Source organism: Bacillus cereus group sp. BfR-BA-01356 (genome assembly GCF_022663635.1).
Taxonomy (GTDB): domain Bacteria; phylum Bacillota; class Bacilli; order Bacillales; family Bacillaceae_G; genus Bacillus_A; species Bacillus_A cereus.
This window is the reverse complement of record NZ_JAKUFX010000103.1, coordinates 1-21,156: the sequence shown is the minus strand read 5'-3', so window position 1 is coordinate 21,156 and position 21,156 is coordinate 1. Positions and strand designations below refer to the sequence as shown.

Below are 21,156 nucleotides of genomic sequence, written 5' to 3'. Positions count from 1 at the left end.
TATCTAGCTTAATATACATACTAACCACCTCAGAGTCAGTATGGAGAATCCAATTGAAAATGTACATATTTATTCAAGCGTTAATGTACATATTTAAGTTAGCATTTATAGCGAAACAATATTTCTATGTAAATACTGCAGAGAAACAAAGTATTCAAAAAACAGACACTATGTAGCACAAAACGTAAAGTAGATAAGTAAAGTTTTTTTTCAGGAGTATAAGAAAAATATACGTTTATTAATAAGATCTCTAATTGGTAAAATTCCAATTAAAGACATAGAAAAACTTTAATATAAAAAGGTAATCAATTACAAATGGAGAAGTAATATATACGAAAGGAGAGATTTATATGAATAAAGGGAAAAAACAAGTTAGTCAACTTAGTTTTCTGGTGAATTTTATGAACGACAAGGGGAGTCTTGTGAAAATTTAATAGTATTATAGTATCCCCTTGTGAAAAAATGGTTGGGGGAATATATAAATGATAACAGAAATGAATATTAAAGTAGTTTGTGAAGAATCGTTTTCAAAAAGAGAAATAAAAATTTTAGAGACGTTTCTTTCAACTTTATCGGGGCATTCTAACGCTCTCGTCACAAAAGAGGGGATGTTTTTAAACCCATTAAGTAAAGAGAAGAGTGTGATTTATTATCACAACTTTGTATTTGTAAAATCACTTACAGAACAAATGTGTGCAGAATTAAAAGAAGTTTTAACAAGACGTATTAAAAATGCTTTCATTATGATGGAATTTGTAGAGCCAATTGTTACATTTGAAGAAACAATTATAAACGTATAAAGAAAGTCAGGCTTATGAATTGACCTAATAAAACCGTCTCTTTAATAAATAGTAAAGAGACGGTTTTATTGTTTCACTTTTTAAAAAGGGTTCAAAAACAAATGTAAATCGAGCTTATACAAAAACTACTTATTAAATAACTGTTACGTATTTAATAAGTAGTTTTTGTATTTCATCCTTCGTTTTTTGTAACTGATTCTACGTTTTTGACGCTCTGTCTTGTAAGCGCTTACATAAACGAAAACATCTTATACAATGAAGGTGTCAAATCAAAAGAGGTGACCAAAATGAACATAAAAAAAGTAAATTTAGCAAATAGCATTGAAATAGAAAGAGGAGGCGGAAAGGTATGAAAAAATCAACTGTTAATCCATGGTTTGTTGTCCTTGGCACAGTTATAGTACAAATGGGGCTTGGGACGATATATACATGGAGTTTATTCAATCAGCCTTTAGTTAGTAAATACGGTTGGAGTCTTAACGCTGTTGCGATAACTTTCTCAATTACTAGTCTTTCTTTAGCATTTTCAACTTTATTTGCGAGTAAATTGCAAGAAAAATGGGGACTTCGTAAACTTATTATGATAGCTGGATTAGCATTAGGACTAGGGTTAATACTTAGTTCACAAGCTTCTTCATTAATATTGCTTTATGTACTAGCAGGAGTTGTTGTAGGTTATGCAGATGGTACAGCATATATCACTTCACTATCAAATTTAATAAAGTGGTTTCCAGAGCGTAAAGGTTTAATTGCTGGTATTTCTGTCTCTGCATATGGTTCAGGTAGCTTAATCTTTAAATACGTTAACGCACAGTTGATTGAATCAGTTGGTGTATCGCAAGCATTTATATACTGGGGTTTAATTGTTACAGCTATGATTGTAATTGGTGCTTGTTTAATCCATCAAGCTGCAGATCAAGGAGCAGTTCATGAAACAAAAACTAAGGAATACACAACGAAAGAAATGTTAGGCACAAAACAAGTATACTTATTATTTATCATGTTATTTACATCATGTATGAGTGGCTTATACTTAATTGGTATGGTAAAAGACATTGGTGTTCAACTTGTAGGACTTAGCGCAGCAACAGCAGCTAATGCGGTGGCTATGGTTGCAATCTTCAATACATTAGGTCGTATCATTTTAGGACCATTATCGGATAAAATTGGGCGTTTAAAAATCGTTACTGGTACTTTTGTTGTTATGGCGAGTTCAGTCTTAGTTCTAAGTTTTGTAGATTTAAATTATGGTATTTACTTCGTATGTGTAGCAAGTGTAGCGTTTTGCTTTGGTGGAAATATCACTATTTTCCCAGCTATTGTTGGTGATTTCTTCGGTATGAAAAACCATAGTAAGAACTACGGAATTGTGTATCAAGGATTTGGATTTGGGGCGCTTGCAGGTTCCTTTATCGGTGCACTTCTAGGTGGATTCAAACCAACGTTCATGGTGATCGGTGTATTATGTGTCGTGTCATTCATTATCGCAATTTTAATTCAAGCACCTAAACAGAAAAAAGAAAAAGAAGAAGAGTATCGCAGCGTAGCATAAGTATATAAATCTTCTATAACAATATGATTACGAAAAAGCATCCTATTCTATTAATTAGGATGCTTTTTTATGAGTTATTTTAACAAGGTTAAATTACTTTTGTGATTTTCATAGATGTAAAAGTGAGTGAAATGCCGATTTGGATTATATTGAAATATAATAAATCGATACATCGTATTCGAAATATATATTAAATCTTAAATGACAAAAAAGACATTCATTAGTATTTGTAAGATATATTTTCAGAAAAATATTGAGAAAATATATACTTGAGTTTTTCATAAAGCATTGTAAATGAACGTATCTCTAGTTTAGCTTCTTCAATTTTAAAAAGAGGACTTTGAATTTTATTTATAATATAAGTACTTTTAATGCGTTTACATATGATTTTATTAAGAAGCATTAAAATACTTTATCTGAAAAATAAAAAAAGATTGACAAGTTTATTGAGAAACATTATCATTTCGGTGTAAGATAGTAAATGAAAAACATTATCAATAAAATGGATTTTAAAGTAATGCGCACTTGACCAATTAGTTTAGTAAGTGTATTATTTTTTACAACACAACTGATAATGAAAATCAATATCAGTTGTGTCACTTAATGAAATTAATGTTTATGTGAAAGGATAGAGAAAATGAACTTAGGGGAATTTGATGGGCAAACAGTTTTAGTAACAGGTGCAGCACAAGGCATAGGCAGTGTTGTTGCCAAAATGTTTTTAGAAAGAGGAGCCACAGTTATTGCGGTTGATCAAAATGAAGAGGGGTTAAATGTACTCTTAAATCAAAATGAATTAAATAAAACACGTATGAAAACGTTTCGTTTAGATGTGAGTCATAGCGCTGCTGTTGAAGACATGGTAAATCATATTGCAAATGAAATAGCGCCAATAGATATTTTAATAAACGTTGCAGGGGTTTTACGTATGGGACCAATTCATTCGTTAAGTGATGAAGATTGGAATAAAACATTCTCTGTAAATACTACAGGGGTTTTCAATATGTCCCGAGCGGTAAGTAAAAATATGATGTTAAGAAAATCAGGGGCAATTGTTACAGTCGGTTCAAATGCGGCAAATACGCCGAGAATGGAGATGGCTGCGTATGCTGCGTCAAAGGCTGCAACGACGATGTTTATGAAATGTTTAGGACTAGAGCTTGCGGCATACAATATACGCTGCAACTTAGTTTCTCCAGGTTCTACTGAAACTGAGATGCAAAGATTACTATGGGCTGATGAGAATGGAGCTAAAAATATAATTGCTGGTTCTCAAAATACATATAGACTCGGAATTCCATTACAAAAAATTGCACAACCTTCAGAAGTTGCTGAAGCCGTGTTATTTTTAGCCTCAGATAGAGCAAGTCATATTACAATGCACAATTTATGTGTCGATGGCGGTGCTACGTTAGGAGTTTAATAAAAATTTAGGAGGTTATTATATTATGAATGAACATATAGCTGTAAAGGAATTGTCAGAAAAACTTTTAGAAGATTATAAGACTGAATCTTCATTCTTTTTCGCTTCACCAACTCGAACGATATTAGCAGAAGGAGAGTTTACTACAGTAAAGCATCGTGAAATTGAAAATTTCCCAGAGCTTGTGCAAGCGACATTAAGTAATGCGAAACAAGCTGGAAATCCAAATCCTATCGTTGTGGGTGCTTTGCCATTTGATCGTAGAAAAGAAGTCCAACTTATCGTACCAGAATATAGTAGGATTTCTGAGCGTTTACAATTGGATACAACAAATCAGCTTGAAACAAATGAGAACGTAACATTTGAAATGACGCCAATGCCAGACCCTGAAGTTTATATGAATGGTGTGAAGCAAGGAATTAAAAAAATACAGGACGGTGATTTAAAGAAAATCGTTCTATCTAGATCGTTAGATGTTAAATCTTCCGAAAAGATTGATAAGCAAAAACTTCTGCGAGAATTAGCAGAACATAATAAGCATGGTTATACATTTGCTGTGAATTTACCGAAAGATGAAAAAGAGAACAGTAAGACGCTAATTGGAGCAAGTCCTGAATTACTTGTTTCACGTAATGGTATGCAAGTTATTTCTAATCCGTTAGCTGGTTCAAGGCCACGTAGTGAGGACCCAGTAGAAGATAAAAGAAGAGCAGAGGAATTACTTTCTTCTCCAAAAGATTTACATGAACATGCGGTAGTAGTTGAAGCGGTTGCCGCTGCACTTCGTCCGTATTGTCATACATTACATGTTCCAGAAAAGCCATCAGTTATTCATAGTGAAGCGATGTGGCATTTGTCTACAGAATTGAAAGGTGAACTGAAGGATCCAAATACTTCTTCTTTACAATTAGCAATTGCCCTTCATCCTACGCCAGCAGTTTGCGGAACTCCGATGGAAAAAGCAAGAGAGGCTATACAGCATATTGAGCCATTTGACCGCGAGTTCTTTACAGGAATGCTAGGATGGAGCGATTTAAATGGAGATGGAGAATGGATTGTTACAATTCGTTGTGCTGAAGTACAAGAAAATACACTGCGTTTATATGCAGGAGCTGGAGTTGTTGCTGAGTCAAAACCAGAAGATGAGTTAGCAGAAACATCAGCTAAGTTCCAAACAATGCTAAAAGCTTTAGGGCTAAGAGATAGTTCACTTAATGAAAAATAGGGGGAAGAAAGAATGCTAGTAGGTTATACAGAATGGCCAAAAGAATTTGCCGATCGTTACCGAGAAGAAGGATGTTGGCTTGGTGAAACATTTGGAGGAGTGTTAAGAGAGCGGGCTGAGAAATATGGAGATCAAATCGCGGTTGTAAGTGGTAAGAAGCATATAACATATAGTGAACTTAATAAAAAGGTAGATCGTTTAGCAGCAGGTTTACTGAATTTAGGAATAAAGAAAGAGGACAGAGTTGTAATCCAGTTACCTAACATTATCGAGTTTTTCGAAATATGTTTTGCACTATTTCGAATTGGAGCGCTTCCTGTCTTTGCACTGCCGTCACATCGAAGCAGTGAAATTAGTTATTTTTGTGATTTTGGCGAGGCGAGCGCTTACGTTATTTCAGATAAGGCTCTCGGTTTTGATTATCGAAAACTAGCAAGAGAAGTGAAAGAGAAAGTGCCAAATTTACAACATGTAATTGTAGTGGGAGAAGAAGAAGAGTTTGTGAACATAAATGATCTGTATATGGATCCCGTCTCATTACCAGAAGTTCAGCCAAGTGATGTTGCGTTTCTCCAATTATCAGGAGGCACAACAGGTCTTTCTAAATTAATTCCTAGAACACATGATGACTATATTTATAGTTTACGTGTTAGCGCTAAAATTTGTAATTTGAATGCAGAAAGCGTCTATCTGGCAGTTCTTCCAGTAGCACACAATTACCCAATGAGTTCTCCAGGGACATTTGGAACTTTCTATGCGGGTGGAAAAGTGGTATTGGCAACTGGTGGTAGTCCAGATGAGGCCTTTGCTCTTATTGAAAAAGAAAAAGTTACAATTACAGCGCTCGTTCCGCCATTAGCAATGATTTGGCTTGATGCTGCATCTTCTCGTAATGCCGATTTATCGAGCTTAGAGGTTATTCAAGTAGGTGGTGCTAAGTTTAGCGCTGAGGTTGCAAGACGTATACGCCCTACATTTGGATGTACGTTACAGCAAGTATTCGGTATGGCGGAAGGATTAGTGAACTATACAAGATTAGACGATCCGGAAGAAATTATTATTCATACACAAGGTAGACCAATGTCTGCACTCGATGAAGTACGAGTTGTTGATGAAAATGACAACGATGTACAACCGGGCGAAGTAGGTAGTTTATTAACACGAGGTCCATATACAATTCGTGGTTACTATAAAGCCGAAGAGCATAATGCACGATCATTTACAAAGGATGGGTTTTATCGCACAGGTGATCTTGTAAAAGTAAATGAACAAGGATACATCATTGTAGAAGGAAGAGATAAAGATCAGATTAACCGTGGTGGTGAGAAAGTTGCTGCGGAAGAAGTTGAAAATCATCTATTAGCACACGATGCGATCCATGACGTAGCAATCGTATCTATGCCTGACGATTATTTAGGTGAACGCACCTGTGCTTTTGTTATAGCTCGCGGACAAGTTCCGGCAGTAAGTGAATTAAAAATGTTTTTAAGAGAACGTGGTATAGCGGCTTATAAAATTCCAGATCGAATTGAATTTATTGAATCATTCCCGCAAACAGGAGTCGGAAAAGTCAGCAAAAAAGAACTACGTAAAGTCATTGCTGAAAAACTTATTACAGTAAAACAATAATAAAAATCGGAAGGAAGTGATTAGATGGCTATCCCATCTATTTCAGTATATAAAATGCCAATTGAATCAGAACTACCAAAAAATAAAGTGAATTGGACACCAGATCCGAAACGTGCAGTACTTTTAATTCATGACATGCAAGAATACTTTCTTGATGCATATAGCGATAAAGAATCACCAAAAGTAGAACTTATTTCAAATATTAAAATGATAAGAGAAAAATGTAAGGAACTTGGTATACCAGTTGTTTATACAGCACAACCTGGTGGGCAAACGTTAGAACAACGAGGTTTATTACAAGACTTTTGGGGTGACGGTATACCTGCTGGACCAGATAAAAAGAAAATTGTTGATGAACTTACTCCTGATGAGGATGATATATTCCTAACAAAATGGAGATATAGTGCATTTAAAAAGACAAATCTATTAGAAATTTTAAATGAACAAGGAAGGGATCAACTCATTATTTGCGGTATTTATGCGCATATTGGCTGTCTTTTAACAGCTTGTGAAGCATTTATGGATGGTATAGAGCCGTTCTTTGTAGCAGATGCAGTTGCTGATTTTTCACTAGAGCATCATAAACAAGCATTGGAGTATGCATCTAATAGATGTGCAGTAACGACATCAACAAACCTACTGTTAAACGATTTACAAAGTGTAAAAGATGATGAGAGTGAAGGAATCACTATACAGGAAGTGCATGAACTAGTTGCACAACTACTTCGTGAGCCAGTAGAGAGTATTGATATTGATGAAGACTTATTAAATAGAGGGCTTGATTCGGTCAGAATTATGAGTTTAGTAGAAAAGTGGCGTCGTGAAGGGAAAGAAATCACTTTTGCAGATTTAGCAGAACGTCCAACTGTTGCAGGTTGGTACAGTTTACTATCTTCACAAACAGCACAGGTGCTGTAACAAATAGACTACATAATAAAGGGGTAGTAAAGAATGCCTAACAGTCAAAAGATTCGTCATTCGTTATCATCTGCGCAGTCTGGTATGTGGTTTGCGCAACAATTAGATCCGCTTAATCCAATTTATAATACTGGGGAATATGTAGAAATAAACGGAAATATTCATCAAAACATTTTTGAATTAGCTGTACGTAAAGTTGTAATGGAAGCAGAAGCACTTCATGTTCGCTTCGAAGAGGATGAAATTGGCCCATGGCAAGTTATTGAAGAATCACAGTTTCATATGCATTTTATTGACGTTCGTAAAGAAGAAAATCCTGAAGAAGCTGCTAAAGTATGGATGAAAAATGATTTATCTATACCAGTCAATTTGAAAAAAGATACATTATTTACTGAAGCACTTATTCAAGTTGAAAATAATCGTTTCTTTTGGTATCAGCGCATCCATCACATTGTGATGGATGGCTATGGATTTTCACTTCTTAGCCAAAAGGTAGCGAATGAGTATACATCACTTATAGAAGAAACAAACAAGAATGAAAAACCATTTGGTTCTCTTGCAAAAGTCGTGCAAGAAGATATTGAGTATCGTGAGTCTAAACAATTTCAGGAAGATCGTATTTTTTGGTTAGAAAAGTATGCAGATGAACCAGAAGTTGTAAGTTTGGCAGAACGAGCACCGAGAACATCAAATGGATTTTCACGAGAAACAGCTTATTTATCTAGTTCTAGCACGAAAACTTTACTAGAAGATATCAATATTTCGTTAACAAGTTGGCCGGAATTCATTGTCGCTATAACAAGTATTTATATGCATAAATTAACAGGTGAAAATGATATTGTTTTAGGTTTACCGATGATGGGACGTCTAGGTTCTGTATCTATTCATACACCAAGTATGGTAATGAATTTAGTTCCACTTCGTATTACAGTAACTCCAAATATAACTCTTGCAGAATTATTGCAACAAGTTTCTAAAGAAATCCGAGATGTACGTCGCCATTATAAATACCGTCATGAGGAATTAAGAAGAGACTTAAAGTTACTAGGTGAAAATCAAAGGTTGTTTGGACCGTTAGTGAATGTTATGCCTTTTGATTACGGGCTTAACTTTGCTGGAAATCGTGGTATTACGCATAACTTATCAGCAGGACCTGTCGATGATTTATCAATAAATGTATATAAACGTTTTGATCAAAATGAGCTAATGATTCATTTTGATGCAAATCCTGAAGTATATAATGGCGCGGAGCTAGCATTGCATAAAGAAAGATTTATGAATCTATTTGAATTAGTAGTAAATAATTATGAGAAAAACGAGTCGATTGGAAAAATAAACATTACTCTGCCTGAAGAAAATCATAAAGTTTTATTGGAATGGAATGAAACGAAGGAAGACGATGAGTTAATCAGTCTGCCTATATCATTTGAAAAACAAGTGCAAAAAAATCCCAATAAACTAGCGATTACTTGTGACGGTGTAAACCTTACGTATAAAGAGCTAAATGAACGAGCGAATGAACTAGCACATTATTTAGTAGAAGAAGGAATACGACCAAACCAGTTTGTAGCCTTAGTATTCCCTAGATCAATAGAAATGGTAGTTAGTATGCTAGCAGTCTTAAAGGCTGGTGCAGCGTATTTACCAATAGATCCAGAATACCCAGCAGAAAGAATTAATTATATAGTAAATGATGCAAAACCAGTTTGTATCATAACACATTCATCTGTTTCATCTAAGTTAGTTATAGAAAATGATATGAAAAAAATTGTATTAGATGAAGAAGAAACGAAACTAGCGTTACATACATATTCTCGTATGAATATAGCATGTAAGAATGATGTATCACTTTTAAACCCAGCCTATACAATATATACTTCAGGCTCAACAGGAAACCCAAAAGGTGTAATTATTCCTATGAGAGGTTTAAGTAACTTTTTAATGGCTATGCAACAAAAGTTTTCATTAAATGAAAATGATCATTTATTAGCAGTTACAACGTTTGCGTTTGATATTTCTGCTCTAGAAATTTATTTACCTCTTATTAGTGGTGCAAGTTTAACAATTGCGCAAAAAGAAGACATACAAGAGCCATCAGCATTAACGATACTTTTACAAGAAGAAAGAGTGACCATTATGCAGGCTACACCGACGCTTTGGCAGGCGTTAGTAACTGATTATCCAGAGAAGCTACAAGGGCTAAATATACTAGTTGGTGGTGAAGCTCTTCCAGCGCATTTAGCAAATAAATTAAAAGAATTAGGTTGCTCAATAACTAATTTATATGGACCAACTGAAACGACGATTTGGTCTACTTTTATGAACATTGATGAAGGTGAAAAGGGTATACCTCCTATTGGAAAGCCAATTTGCAATACAGAAGTGTATGTATTGGATGCAGGGTTACAACCAGTTCCACCTGGAGTTATTGGGGAATTATATATTGCAGGGGAGGGACTTGCAAGCGGATATTTAGGAAAACCTGAATTAACAGCTGAACGGTTTATTGCAAATCCTTATGGAGAATCAGGGAAGCGCATGTACCGTACAGGAGATCTTGTGAAATGGCGTAGTGATGGTGCGTTAGAGTACATTAGTCGCGCAGATCATCAAATTAAAATTCGTGGATTCCGAATTGAATTAGCTGAAATTGAAACGGTATTACAACGACATAAAAATATTCAACAAGCGATAGTAATGGTACGAGAAGATCGTCCAAATGATAAGCGCATCATTGCGTATATCGTTGCAGAAGAAAAGGAACCGATTAATCTTTCAGAAATTCGTTCTTATGTTTCAGAAAGTTTAGCGAATTATATGATACCATCAGCATTTGTTGTGCTAGAAGAATTACCATTAACGCCAAATGGTAAGGTGGATAGAAAGAAATTACCTGCTCCTGATTTTAATGGAATGCACAATGAGAGAGTTGCTAGAAATCCGAAAGAAGAAATATTATGTGATTTATTTGCAGAAGTACTTGGTGTTTCTCGAATTAGCATTGATGATAATTTCTTTGAAATGGGTGGACATTCACTTCTCGCATCTCGTTTAATGGCAAGGATTCGTGAAACGTTAAGTGTGGAATTAGGAATCGGGAAACTATTTGAATCACCAACTGTTGCCGAACTGGCGAAACAATTAAACGATGCAAAAAGTGCAAGACCAGCTATTCAGAAAGCAAGTAGGCCAAATGAAGTTCCACTTTCATTTGCACAGCGCAGGTTATGGTTCTTAAATTGTTTAGAAGGTCCAAGTCCTACTTATAATATTCCGCTAGTCATTCGTATGAATGGAATATTGAATCGGGAAGCATTACAAGGTGCTTTTTATGATGTAGTTGAGAAACATGAAACACTTAGAACAATTTTCCCTAACGTATTAGGTAGTTCCTATCAGAGAATTTTAGATATGGAAAACTTAAATCTAGAAATGGTTATAACTAATACATGTAAAGATGAATTAGAAAGTGTACTTTCAGAGGCGGTAAGATATAGCTTTAACCTCGATTTTGAGCCGGCAGTTCGTTTACAACTTTTTACAGTGAGTGAAAACGAACATGTATTATTAATTTTATTACATCATATTGTAGGTGATGGCTGGTCATTACAGCCGTTAACGAGAGATTTTACAGTGGCGTATAAAGCACGATGTCAAGGTGACAGAGTTCAGCTGGAGACACTACCAGTTCAATACGCGGATTATGCACTTTGGCAACAGCAATTGCTAGGTGATGAAACGACACCAGAGAGTCTTATTTCAACACAATTAGATTTTTGGAAAGAAGAACTTAAAGGTTTACCAGACCAAATGGAGTTACCTACAGATTTCCAGCGTCCAATTGAGACGAGTTACCGCGGGGAAACAATTCATTTTCATATAGATGAAGGTATGCATAGTAGGTTAGTAGAGCTTGCACGTAAAAATGGAGTTAGTTTGTTTATGGTATTGCAAGCAGGGCTTAGTGCACTATTTACAAGATTAGGTGCAGGCACTGATATACCAATTGGAAGTCCGATTGCTGGAAGAAATGATGATGTACTTTCAGATATTGTTGGTTTATTTGTAAATACATTAGTGTTACGTACAAATACGTCAGGAGATCCAAGTTTTAAAGAATTATTAAATAGAGTGAAGCAGGTAAATCTTGCAGCTTATGAAAATCAAGATGTTCCATTTGAAAGGCTTGTTGAAGTGTTAAATCCAGTACGTACTCGAAACAGCCACCCGTTGTTTCAAGTTATGTTAGCTTTTCAAAATACACCAGAAGCAACGTTTCATGTACCAGGTTTAGAAGCGAGCCTTGAAATTCAAAGCGTCGGTTCTGCAAAATTTGATTTAACATTTGAAATTAGTGAGAGTAACGGGGTTGATGGTACTCCGAACGGTTTACATGGATTACTAGAGTTTAGTACCGATTTATATAAACGTGAAACGGTTCAAAAACTAATAGAACGATTCATTTTGTTATTAGATGATGCAGCTACAAATCCGGATCAATCAATTGGCAGATTAGAAATATTAACTGTAGCAGAGAAAAATACAGTGTTAGAAAAGTGGAATGGTGGTTTTCAAATTGCACCAGAAATGACATTGCCACAATTGTTTGAAAAGCAGGTTTATATAAATCCAAATTCTATTGCTGTTGTCTTTGAAGATAAGAAATTAACTTATGAAGAGTTAAATAGAAAAGCAAATAAAATAGCTCGATTCCTAATAGCAAAAGGGATTGGTCCTGATCAACTCGTTGCTTTAGCGATGCCAAGATCATTAAACATGGTTGTAAGCTTATTAGCTGTTCTTAAAGCTGGTGCTGGATACCTTCCGTTAGATCCAGATTACCCAGCAGACCGTATTTCATTTATGCTACACGATGCGAAACCAACATGTGTTTTAACGAATTCAGAAGTGGAAATTGAATGTGATGAGGCACTAAAAGTTTTAGTTGATGATGTAAAAGTAATAGCAGAAGTTGAGAAATATAGTGAAGAAAATATTGATGAGGTGGAACGCATTAAGCCATTATCTCCATCACATATTGCTTACGTTATTTATACGTCAGGCTCAACGGGTAGACCGAAAGGCGTTATGATACCTCATCAAAATGTAGTAAGACTTTTAGGAGCAACTGATCATTGGTTCCAGTTTGACGGAAACGATGTTTGGACGATGTTCCATTCATACGCTTTTGATTTCTCGGTTTGGGAAATTTGGGGACCTTTATTATACGGAGGGCGTTTAGTTGTAGTGCCACATACTGTAAGTCGCTCACCGAAAGAATTTTTACAGCTTCTTGTTAAAGAAAAGGTTACGGTTTTAAACCAAACTCCATCAGCGTTCTATCAATTGATGCAAGCAGATCGTGAAAATGAAGAGATTGGCCAAAAATTATCTTTACGATATGTTGTTTTTGGAGGAGAAGCACTTGAGCTAAGTCGCTTAGAAGATTGGTATAGTCGACATCCTCATAACGCACCAAAGCTTATTAATATGTACGGTATTACGGAGACGACAGTACATGTTAGTTATATTGAATTAGATGAAACTATCGTCTCTTTACGAGCAAATAGTTTAATTGGGTGCAGTATACCTGACCTTAAAGTGTATGTGTTAGACAACTATTTACAACCAGTGCCACCTGGAGTAGTTGGAGAAATGTATGTTGCAGGTGCAGGGCTTGCGCGTGGATATTTAGGAAGAGCAGGATTAACGGCTGAACGCTTTATCGCAGATCCATTTGGAAAGCCAGGTACAAGAATGTATCGTACAGGAGACTTAGCTCGCTGGCGTAAAGATGGGACGCTAGATTATATAGGACGTGCAGATCATCAAATCAAAATTCGTGGGTTCCGAATTGAATTAGGAGAAATAGAAGCAGTCATAATGAAGCACCCTAAAGTTGAGCAAGTAGCCGTTATTGTACGGGAAGATCAACCAGGGGATAAACGGTTAGTTTCTTATATCGTTGCATCAAATAATGAAGCGATTGATACGAATGAAATGCGTCAGTTTGCTAGTGGTAGTTTACCAGATTATATGGTTCCATACGCTTTTGTAGTAGTAAATGAGTTACCTTTAACTCCAAACGGTAAATTAGATAGAAAGGCATTGCCAGCTCCAGAATTTATCGCATCATCTTCTAGTCGTGGTCCAAGAACACCGCAAGAAGAAATGTTATGTGACTTGTTTACAGAAGTGCTAAGTGTACCTCAAATTGGAATTGATGACGGATTCTTTGATCTTGGTGGTCATTCACTCCTTGCAGTGCAGCTTATGAGCCGCATGAAAGAGGCGCTTGGAGTGGAACTAAACATTGGTACTTTATTTGCAGCACCGACTGTTGCAGGGTTAGCTGAAAGACTTGAGATGGGGAATGGTCAAAGTGCACTTGATGTGTTGCTTCCATTACGAGCAAGCGGGGATCAATTACCACTATTTTGTGTACATCCAGCAGGTGGATTAAGTTGGTGCTATGCAGGACTTATGAAATCTTTAGGAACAGATTATCCAATTTATGGTGTACAAGCACGTGGTATTGCTAAAAATGAAGAACTTCCAAAAAGTTTAGAGGAGATGGCGGCGGATTACTTGAAACACGTTCGTGAAGTACAGCCTCATGGACCATATCGTTTATTAGGTTGGTCGCTTGGAGGAAATGTTGTGCATGCAATGGCGGCGCAACTACAAAATGAAGGGGAAGAAGTAGAATTACTCGTTATGCTTGATTCTTATCCTGGACACTTCTTACCAAATACGGAAGCGCCTACTGAAGAGGAAGCGTTAATTGCATTACTTGCTTTAGGCGGATATGACCCAGATAACATGGATGGTAAACCACTTACAATGGAAAGTGCAGTTGAAATCCTTCGTAAAGATGGAAGTGCATTAGCAAGTCTTGAAGAAGAGACTATATTGAACTTGAAAGAAACATATGTAAATTCAGTAGGGTTGTTAGGGAAATATGTACCGAAAGTTTATAACGGAGATATCTTATTCTTTAGATCTACTGTTATACCAGACTGGTTTGATCCTATTTCTCCAAATACGTGGCTAAATTATTTAGACGGGCAAATTGTGCAGCAAGATATTGATTGTAGACATAAAGATCTATGTCAGCCAGGTCCACTTACGGAAATTGGGCAAGTATTAGCGAAATATTTGCAGAATAAGAAAGGGGTAAGTAGAGTATGACGAATCCATTTGAAAATGATAATTACACATATAAAGTATTAATAAATGAGGAGGGCCAGTATTCTCTCTGGCCTGCTTTTCTCGATGTACCTATTGGCTGGAATGTCGTATATGAAGAAGCTAGTAGGCAGAGCTGCTTAGAATATGTTGAATATAACTGGAAAGATTTGAATCCACAAGGTAATCAAGTTCGCGAAAAAACATTAGTAGGAAAACGATAATGAAAGAAAAACTAAATCCAAAAGTAGTTGTAAGTATCGTTTATATAACTGCGATGTTTATGGCTGCGATGGACGCAACGATTGTAAATGTAGCACTGCAAACGATAAGTAGAGAACTACAAGTACCTGCATCTGCAATGGGGACGGTGAATGTTGGGTATTTAGTTAGTTTAGCTGTTTTCCTTCCGATTTCTGGTTGGTTAGGAGATCGTTTTGGTACGAAAAGAGTATTTTTAATTGCTCTTTTCGTATTTACAATTGCCTCTGCTTTATGCGGAATAGCTAACGATATTACTTCATTGAATATTTTACGTATCATTCAAGGTGCTGGTGGAGGGCTTTTAACACCGGTCGGAATGGCGATGTTATTCCGAACATTTTCAGCAGAGGAAAGACCGAAGATTTCCCGGTTCATTGTACTGCCAATTGCTGTAGCACCAGCAGTTGGTCCTATCATCGGTGGTTTCTTTGTAGATCAAATGTCTTGGCGTTGGGTATTTTATATTAATCTACCGTTTGGAATCGTTGCATTGCTCTTTGGACTTCTATTTTTAGCAGAGCATGTTGAAAAATCAGCTGGTCGCTTTGATTCGCTCGGCTTTATTTTATCAGCACCAGGATTTGCGATGCTCATATATGCACTAAGCCAGGGACCGTCAAAAGGATGGATTTCTCCAGAAATTATGAGTACCGGGGTAGCTGGGGTTGTATTCATTACGTTGTTTATAATCGTAGAACTGAAAGTAAAGCAACCGATGTTAGATTTACGCTTATTAAAAGAACCAGTCTTTAGAAAGATGAGCCTTATATCATTATTTTCATCAGCCGGTTTATTAGGAATGTTATTTGTTTTTCCACTTATGTATCAAAATGTGATAGGAGTTTCCGCGCTAGAATCAGGACTTACGACATTTCCAGAGGCGATTGGATTAATGATTTCTTCACAAATTGTGCCATGGTCATATAAGAAATTAGGAGCTCGAAAGGTAATTTCTATTGGATTAATATGTACGGCGGTTATATTTGTTTTATTAAGTTTTGTAAATCACGATACGAATCCGTGGCAAATCCGCGCATTATTGTTTGGTATCGGTATTTTCTTAGGTCAATCTGTCGGTGCGGTTCAATTTTCTGCCTTTAACAATATCACGCCGCCTTCTATGGGGAGAGCTACTACTATATTCAATGTGCAAAATCGACTAGGTTCAGCAATAGGAGTAGCTGTTTTAGCTAGTATACTAGCTGGTTTTGGAAGTAATAACGTTCAATCCGATTTTTTACCATATCAAGCAGCACTAATTGGATCAGCAATATTTTTGCTCATAGCACTACTATTTTCTTTACGTATTTCTGATAAAGAGGTAATGTCAAAGAAGAAAGAAAAAACATTATCTGTATCAGAAAAAGAGAAAGTACTTGTCAATGAATAAGAATATACGCATGCTTTCTTATGAAAATTGATATTCGTTGAATAAAGGAGAGTTTACATGATAGAAAGTAAAGTTGTAGATTCTATTCCAACTTTGAATGAGAATGATTGTCAAATATGGTGGGCAAGAATTTCGGATTTACAATCATGGCATTACAATTTACTAAATGATATAGAGCGAGAGAAAGCAAATTCGTATCATCATTCGGCAGATCGAGCTCGTTTTATAATAGGTTGCGTAGTAAGTAGATTAGTTCTCGGTAAGATACTTTCTATGTCACCAGTCCAAGTACCAATTGATCGAATGTGCTCAGTATGTAAATTGCAGCATGGAAGACCACAATTACCAGAAGGTATGCCGCAATTATCCGTTTCGCATTCAGGTGAGTGGGTTGTCGTTGCTTTTACAAAATCTGCACCTGTTGGCATAGATGTAGAACAAATGAATCCAAATGTAGATGTTATGAAAATGGCAGAAGGTGTATTAACAGACATTGAAATAGCGCAAGTTATGAAACTGCCAAATGAACAGAAAATAGAAGGTTTTTTAACATATTGGACTCGAAAAGAAGCGGTGCTGAAAGCGACAGGTGAAGGACTAATGATTCCACCAGTACATATTACAGTATCAGCTCCAAATGATCCTCCAAACTTGTTGGTTTTTAAGGATAGACAAGAGTTAGCAAGTTATACAATGATGGAAGATGTAAGGCCTAGTTTAGATTATAGGGCTTCTGTTGCAATATTCAGTAAGGAAGTGACTGAAATTACGCAATTAGACGCGGTAGCACTTTTAAATCTTAAATAAAAAAATTACAGAAGAGGTGTTCCTCATGTTAGTAGCGGAAAATAGAAAGAATGAATTCACTTATAATGTACAAGCAATTAAAAATATTTTATTTTCTGGAGATACATCATCCATTCATGCTTTAGAAAAGCTTTTAAATGATACAGTTCAGTTTGATGTTCTTGAACAAGAGGCACTTGGTAGACAGTACATTCCGAAAGAAGCAAAGAATTTCTTTGATAAAGATGGAACATTTCTTTACCGTGTATCTAATGTTAGTTATAAAGGAAAGGTGTTATCTGAAAATCTAATTTTTGCAGACACTTCGTTTTTACCGGACGCAATAAAGAGTGAATTAGAGAGTGGAAATATTCCTGTTGAAAAGCTCATAGAAAAGATGGAAGTAAGAAGAAACGTATTATATGAAGGATATCAGCCATCTGGAAATATTATTGAATTGTTTGATGGATGTTCTGTTACAGCGAATGTGTATCCAACTAGAAAGTATCAAATTGTAAGTAACTGCAAATGTGTATTTTATATTTGTGAAGTGTATCATGCAGAGAATATAAAGCAATTGCTTAAATAAAAACAAGAAACCAGCCTATAAAATGGCTGGTTTCTTGTTTTTATTTAACAGCTTCTTTTAATTCTTTACCCGCTTTAAATGCAGGAACTTTACCAGCGGCGATTTGAATTTCTTCGCCAGTTTGCGGATTACGTCCTGTACGAGCAGATCTTTCGCGTACTTCAAAAGTTCCAAACCCGATTAGTTGAACTTTATCTCCAGATTGTAATGCATTAGCAATTGTGTCAAATACGGATTGTACAGCTGCAGAAGCGTCCTTTTGAGAAATATCAGCTGATTGAGCTACGTTTTTAATTAATTCTGTTTTGTTCATGTTTTCACCTCATAAAAAAATTTTTGGAATGAATGTTTTAGTATAATAGATAGTAAAGATAAAGCTATCACTATGATTAGAAAGAATACTATATAATTATGTTAATTTCGTTGCAAGAGACTGAATCCCTTCTATTATTTAGGGATTAATTAAGAATCGATGCATATAAAAAGCTTTAATATGAGGATGAGGGGGAGTATACGAATGATTTTTCGTGAAAAAAATGAGAAGGAAAGTATTTTAATTCGTCAACATGATCATGGTTTTTTAGCTGGAGAGATTGCAAAGCATATAAAAGAAGACTTTTTTGAAGATAAAACATATTTAAAAGAAACAGTTGATGCAATATATGAGCATGACAGAGGATGGATAGAGCTTGATAAAGTACCAATTTTGAATGATGCTAAAAATATTCCATATACATTTATGGATTGTCCAAGCCCATTACGTTTTGTTTTTTATACGATTGGATTGAATGAAATTGAAAATTCTAATCCATACGGGGCATTGCTTTGTAGTAAACATTTTTTATCATTTCCACTAAACGAGGAAGATGAAGAGATGATGTCATTTTATAAACATGAATTAGAACGACAAAAAAGAATTTTGAAAACGTTAACAAAGGAACAGTTTGCGATGTTTGATAAGCATTATAGATTATTAAAGTTTTGTGATGAACTTTCTTTATACGTATGTATGAATAAGCCTGGTGTCAAAAAGAAAGATGAAATTGACTTATTTAAAGATGGTTTTGAAGGAACAGAAATGTTTAATAGTAAAGAGGAGAAACTTATTCAAGCTGAATGGGTGGACGAGGAAACAATTCGGATTACACCATTTCCATTTCAAACGGAATTTTATACGTATGTAAAATATAAAACGATAAATAAGCATGAAATGAAAGAAAAAGGGATTGCAAAGGCTGATAGAGAATCAGAAATGAAGAAACAAACCATTCGTTTCATACAATAAGGAGGTAATATAAATTGAAAGATTATATATTAAAACAGTGTGATTACCATGCTTGGGCTAATACTAGATTATTCAATCGATTAAAAGAGTTACCAAACTATGAGACAATTTTTAATGAGCAGATACAGAGTGTATTCCCATCCATTAAGGATACTTTTGTGCATATTTATATTACAGATCAAGTGTGGTTACATATATTGCATGGTAAAAGTATGAATGAAGCAATACAAGACCGAGAAGAGTTACGAAAACAAATTGAAACTAAATCGTTACATGAATTAGAAAAAATGTTTGAAAACATGGCAAATCAATATAAAGAGTTTTTAATTACAATACAAGATGTGAATGCTGTATTTGTTATTGAGAATCCATACGTAGGGAAATTAGAAACTTCGATTTTAGAATTAGTGCAACATGTCGTAAATCATGGTACATATCATAGAGGAAATATAACAGCGATGATCCGTCAACTTGGTCATTCGTCGACAATGATGGATTTTGTACTGTATTTACATATGGTTAAAAAGCAGGGAGAGTAATATAGTTTGTAAGAAGGAGAGGCTTTAATTATAGAAGTCTCTCCTTCTATTTTATTCCGCATTCATGGTAGATCGACTGATTAAAGTTTTCTTAAGAAGCTTTATTTTCTTGTAATTGCTTAGCGTATTGTACAGCCTTATATGCATTGACTCTACCGTTTTTCCAGTACGTACCTGTACCACTAATTTTATCAGAAGTTGACTCAATAATTTGGCGAATTTGTGTATTACTATATCCTTGATTTGCTAAAAGAGCAGCGACTCCTGCAACATGAGGTGTTGCCATAGATGTACCACTTAATGATTGATATGTGCTTCCTTTATATGTTGAATATATATTTGAACCTGGTGCTGCAACATCTACCCAGCTACCATAAGTAGAGAATGAAGATTTTCTATCTGATTGATCTGTAGAACCAACTGCAATTACTTCGCTGTAATAAGCAGGGTAATTAGCTTTTGTATTTCCAGCATTTCCAGCAGCTGCAACTATAACAGAGCCTTTATTCCATGCATATTGAACGGCTTGTTGTAATGCAGTACCACCATTTGGAGCTCCTAAACTTAAACTAATTACTTTTGCACCCGAATCAGCAGCTTCTCGAATACCTTGCGCTACAGCATCAAGAGTACCACTTCCTTGATTATCTAATACGCGGACAGCATAAATTGAAGTTTGTGGGGCAACACCAGCAATTCCGACGCTGTTATTCGTAAGTGCTCCAGTAATTCCAGCGCAATGTGTACCATGACCATTACCATCATCAGATGTATTGTCGTTATCAACATAATCATGCCCGTAAATTACTTTCGAAGCCAGATCAGGGTGTGAGCCTTGAACTCCTGTGTCAATAATAGCTACTTTTACACCAGGATCACTTCGTTGGCTATCCCAAGCTTGTGGAGCTTGAATCTTTTGTAATCCATATTGATTATTAAAATATGGGTCGTTTGGAGTCCAAAAGGCGTGAACGTAATAATTCGGTTCTGCATATTCCACATCTGGATTATTTTTATAACTCTTTATTTTTTCTTTTACAGTACCTTTTGAAAATTGTACGACTTCAAAACCTAACTTATCATCTTTAGATAAGACATTAGCTCCGACAGATTTATGAAAAGATTGCACATTACTTAAAGATGCATTTTGTTTGAACTTAACGATTAATTGGTTAGGAACGTAATCAGTAGATGATGTTTCAGCACTTGAAGTATTCGTGTTAAAGAAGAAACCACCAATAATAAATGATAAAACAGATAGGAAAACAATGATTTTGTTTTTCAAAAGATTTTTCCTCCCTTTTCTTGGATGAGTTTTTCAGCGACACTTTAATGTCGCATTCCTTTTCAACTATATAGTTAGACCATACGATTTATGACATTTATGTGAAAAACTTTTGGAGGAATAAAAAGGAGTAAATATTGATATAAATATATTTTTAATGATAGTAATTGAGTAAAAGACCTGCGGTAGTATGTCAACTGAAAAATAATATCTTTTGAAGTTATCAAAGGACAAATTGCTTAAAAAAGACATCACGAAACTAGACCAGTATTTTATGTAAAAT

General features: G+C 35.4%; 15 protein-coding genes. 13 read left to right on the top strand and 2 right to left on the bottom strand.

What is annotated here, in order from left to right; genetic code table 11:
• Positions 1-482: 482 nt before the first annotated feature.
• The 11 genes from MR168_RS25085 (at position 483) to MR168_RS25035 (ending at position 17,764) form a co-directional block, all read left to right on the top strand.
• Positions 483-800, top strand: coding sequence for a hypothetical protein (locus MR168_RS25085; RefSeq protein WP_000627304.1), 318 nt, complete (start codon positions 483-485; stop codon positions 798-800).
• 349 nt (positions 801-1,149) lie between these two features.
• Positions 1,150-2,352, top strand: a complete 1,203-nt coding sequence (locus tag MR168_RS25080; protein ID WP_000750110.1) for an L-lactate MFS transporter — start codon at positions 1,150-1,152, stop codon at positions 2,350-2,352.
• 637 nt (positions 2,353-2,989) lie between these two features.
• Positions 2,990-3,775, top strand: coding sequence for a 2,3-dihydro-2,3-dihydroxybenzoate dehydrogenase (gene dhbA / locus MR168_RS25075; protein WP_001048436.1), 786 nt, complete (start codon positions 2,990-2,992; stop codon positions 3,773-3,775).
• A 25-nt stretch (positions 3,776-3,800) separates the two neighbouring features.
• Positions 3,801-5,000 carry an isochorismate synthase DhbC gene (dhbC, locus tag MR168_RS25070; RefSeq protein ID WP_086411506.1) on the top strand — a complete coding sequence of 400 codons (1,200 nt, stop codon included), beginning with the start codon at positions 3,801-3,803 and terminating at the stop codon, positions 4,998-5,000.
• Positions 5,001-5,012: 12 nt separating this feature from the next.
• Positions 5,013-6,629, top strand: coding sequence for a (2,3-dihydroxybenzoyl)adenylate synthase (locus MR168_RS25065; protein ID WP_086411507.1), 1,617 nt, complete (start codon positions 5,013-5,015; stop codon positions 6,627-6,629).
• A gap of 24 nt (positions 6,630-6,653) precedes the next feature.
• The gene (locus MR168_RS25060) at positions 6,654-7,547 is read left to right on the top strand and encodes an isochorismatase family protein (RefSeq protein WP_001007259.1); all 894 of its coding nucleotides are present in this window, start codon (positions 6,654-6,656) and stop codon (positions 7,545-7,547) included.
• Positions 7,548-7,580: 33 nt separating this feature from the next.
• Positions 7,581-14,738, top strand: a complete 7,158-nt coding sequence (locus tag MR168_RS25055) for an amino acid adenylation domain-containing protein (protein WP_242291573.1) — start codon at positions 7,581-7,583, stop codon at positions 14,736-14,738.
• Entirely contained in the window at positions 14,735-14,959 is a 225-nt protein-coding gene (locus tag MR168_RS25050) for an MbtH family protein (RefSeq protein ID WP_000184059.1), read from the top strand. The genes MR168_RS25055 and MR168_RS25050 overlap by 4 nt, the downstream gene beginning before the upstream one ends.
• Positions 14,959-16,389: an MDR family MFS transporter gene (locus MR168_RS25045; RefSeq protein ID WP_086411509.1), complete on the top strand. Its 1,431-nt coding sequence runs from the start codon at positions 14,959-14,961 to the stop codon at positions 16,387-16,389. The genes MR168_RS25050 and MR168_RS25045 overlap by 1 nt, the downstream gene beginning before the upstream one ends.
• A gap of 57 nt (positions 16,390-16,446) precedes the next feature.
• Positions 16,447-17,196 (top strand): 4'-phosphopantetheinyl transferase Sfp, encoded by a 750-nt coding sequence (sfp, locus tag MR168_RS25040; RefSeq protein WP_086411510.1) that lies wholly within the window; start codon positions 16,447-16,449, stop codon positions 17,194-17,196.
• Between the two features lie 25 nt (positions 17,197-17,221).
• Positions 17,222-17,764: a hypothetical protein gene (locus MR168_RS25035; RefSeq protein ID WP_000959126.1), complete on the top strand. Its 543-nt coding sequence runs from the start codon at positions 17,222-17,224 to the stop codon at positions 17,762-17,764.
• A 40-nt stretch (positions 17,765-17,804) separates the two neighbouring features.
• Here MR168_RS25035 and MR168_RS25030 read toward each other — a convergent pair whose 3' ends face one another.
• The gene (locus MR168_RS25030) at positions 17,805-18,077 is read right to left on the bottom strand and encodes an HU family DNA-binding protein (protein ID WP_001043905.1); all 273 of its coding nucleotides are present in this window, start codon (positions 18,075-18,077) and stop codon (positions 17,805-17,807) included.
• 204 nt (positions 18,078-18,281) lie between these two features.
• Between MR168_RS25030 and MR168_RS25025 the strand changes: the two genes are divergently transcribed.
• Together MR168_RS25025 and MR168_RS25020 are read left to right on the top strand one after the other, a co-directional pair.
• A complete protein-coding gene (locus MR168_RS25025; RefSeq protein WP_000577283.1) occupies positions 18,282-19,049 on the top strand; it encodes a DUF3891 family protein in 768 nt (255 codons plus the stop codon).
• 14 nt (positions 19,050-19,063) lie between these two features.
• Complete coding sequence (locus tag MR168_RS25020; RefSeq protein WP_000656271.1) at positions 19,064-19,588, top strand: DinB family protein; 525 nt, start codon at positions 19,064-19,066, stop codon at positions 19,586-19,588.
• Between the two features lie 91 nt (positions 19,589-19,679).
• On the opposite strand, the gene MR168_RS25015 is transcribed toward MR168_RS25020, so the two are convergent.
• The gene (locus MR168_RS25015) at positions 19,680-20,873 is read right to left on the bottom strand and encodes a S8 family peptidase (RefSeq protein ID WP_000790938.1); all 1,194 of its coding nucleotides are present in this window, start codon (positions 20,871-20,873) and stop codon (positions 19,680-19,682) included.
• Positions 20,874-21,156: the final 283 nt, after the last annotated feature.

Coding starts and splice junctions, on each gene's coding strand:
- MR168_RS25060 (WP_001007259.1), top strand. CDS start 6,654: ATGGCTATCCCATCTATTTCAGTATATAAAATGCCAATTGAATCAGAA.
- MR168_RS25080 (WP_000750110.1), top strand. CDS start 1,150: ATGAAAAAATCAACTGTTAATCCATGGTTTGTTGTCCTTGGCACAGTT.
- dhbA (WP_001048436.1), top strand. CDS start 2,990: ATGAACTTAGGGGAATTTGATGGGCAAACAGTTTTAGTAACAGGTGCA.
- MR168_RS25035 (WP_000959126.1), top strand. CDS start 17,222: ATGTTAGTAGCGGAAAATAGAAAGAATGAATTCACTTATAATGTACAA.
- sfp (WP_086411510.1), top strand. CDS start 16,447: ATGATAGAAAGTAAAGTTGTAGATTCTATTCCAACTTTGAATGAGAAT.
- MR168_RS25055 (WP_242291573.1), top strand. CDS start 7,581: ATGCCTAACAGTCAAAAGATTCGTCATTCGTTATCATCTGCGCAGTCT.
- MR168_RS25030 (WP_001043905.1), bottom strand. CDS start 18,077: ATGAACAAAACAGAATTAATTAAAAACGTAGCTCAATCAGCTGATATT.
- dhbC (WP_086411506.1), top strand. CDS start 3,801: ATGAATGAACATATAGCTGTAAAGGAATTGTCAGAAAAACTTTTAGAA.
- MR168_RS25025 (WP_000577283.1), top strand. CDS start 18,282: ATGATTTTTCGTGAAAAAAATGAGAAGGAAAGTATTTTAATTCGTCAA.
- MR168_RS25085 (WP_000627304.1), top strand. CDS start 483: ATGATAACAGAAATGAATATTAAAGTAGTTTGTGAAGAATCGTTTTCA.
- MR168_RS25045 (WP_086411509.1), top strand. CDS start 14,959: ATGAAAGAAAAACTAAATCCAAAAGTAGTTGTAAGTATCGTTTATATA.
- MR168_RS25050 (WP_000184059.1), top strand. CDS start 14,735: ATGACGAATCCATTTGAAAATGATAATTACACATATAAAGTATTAATA.
- MR168_RS25065 (WP_086411507.1), top strand. CDS start 5,013: ATGCTAGTAGGTTATACAGAATGGCCAAAAGAATTTGCCGATCGTTAC.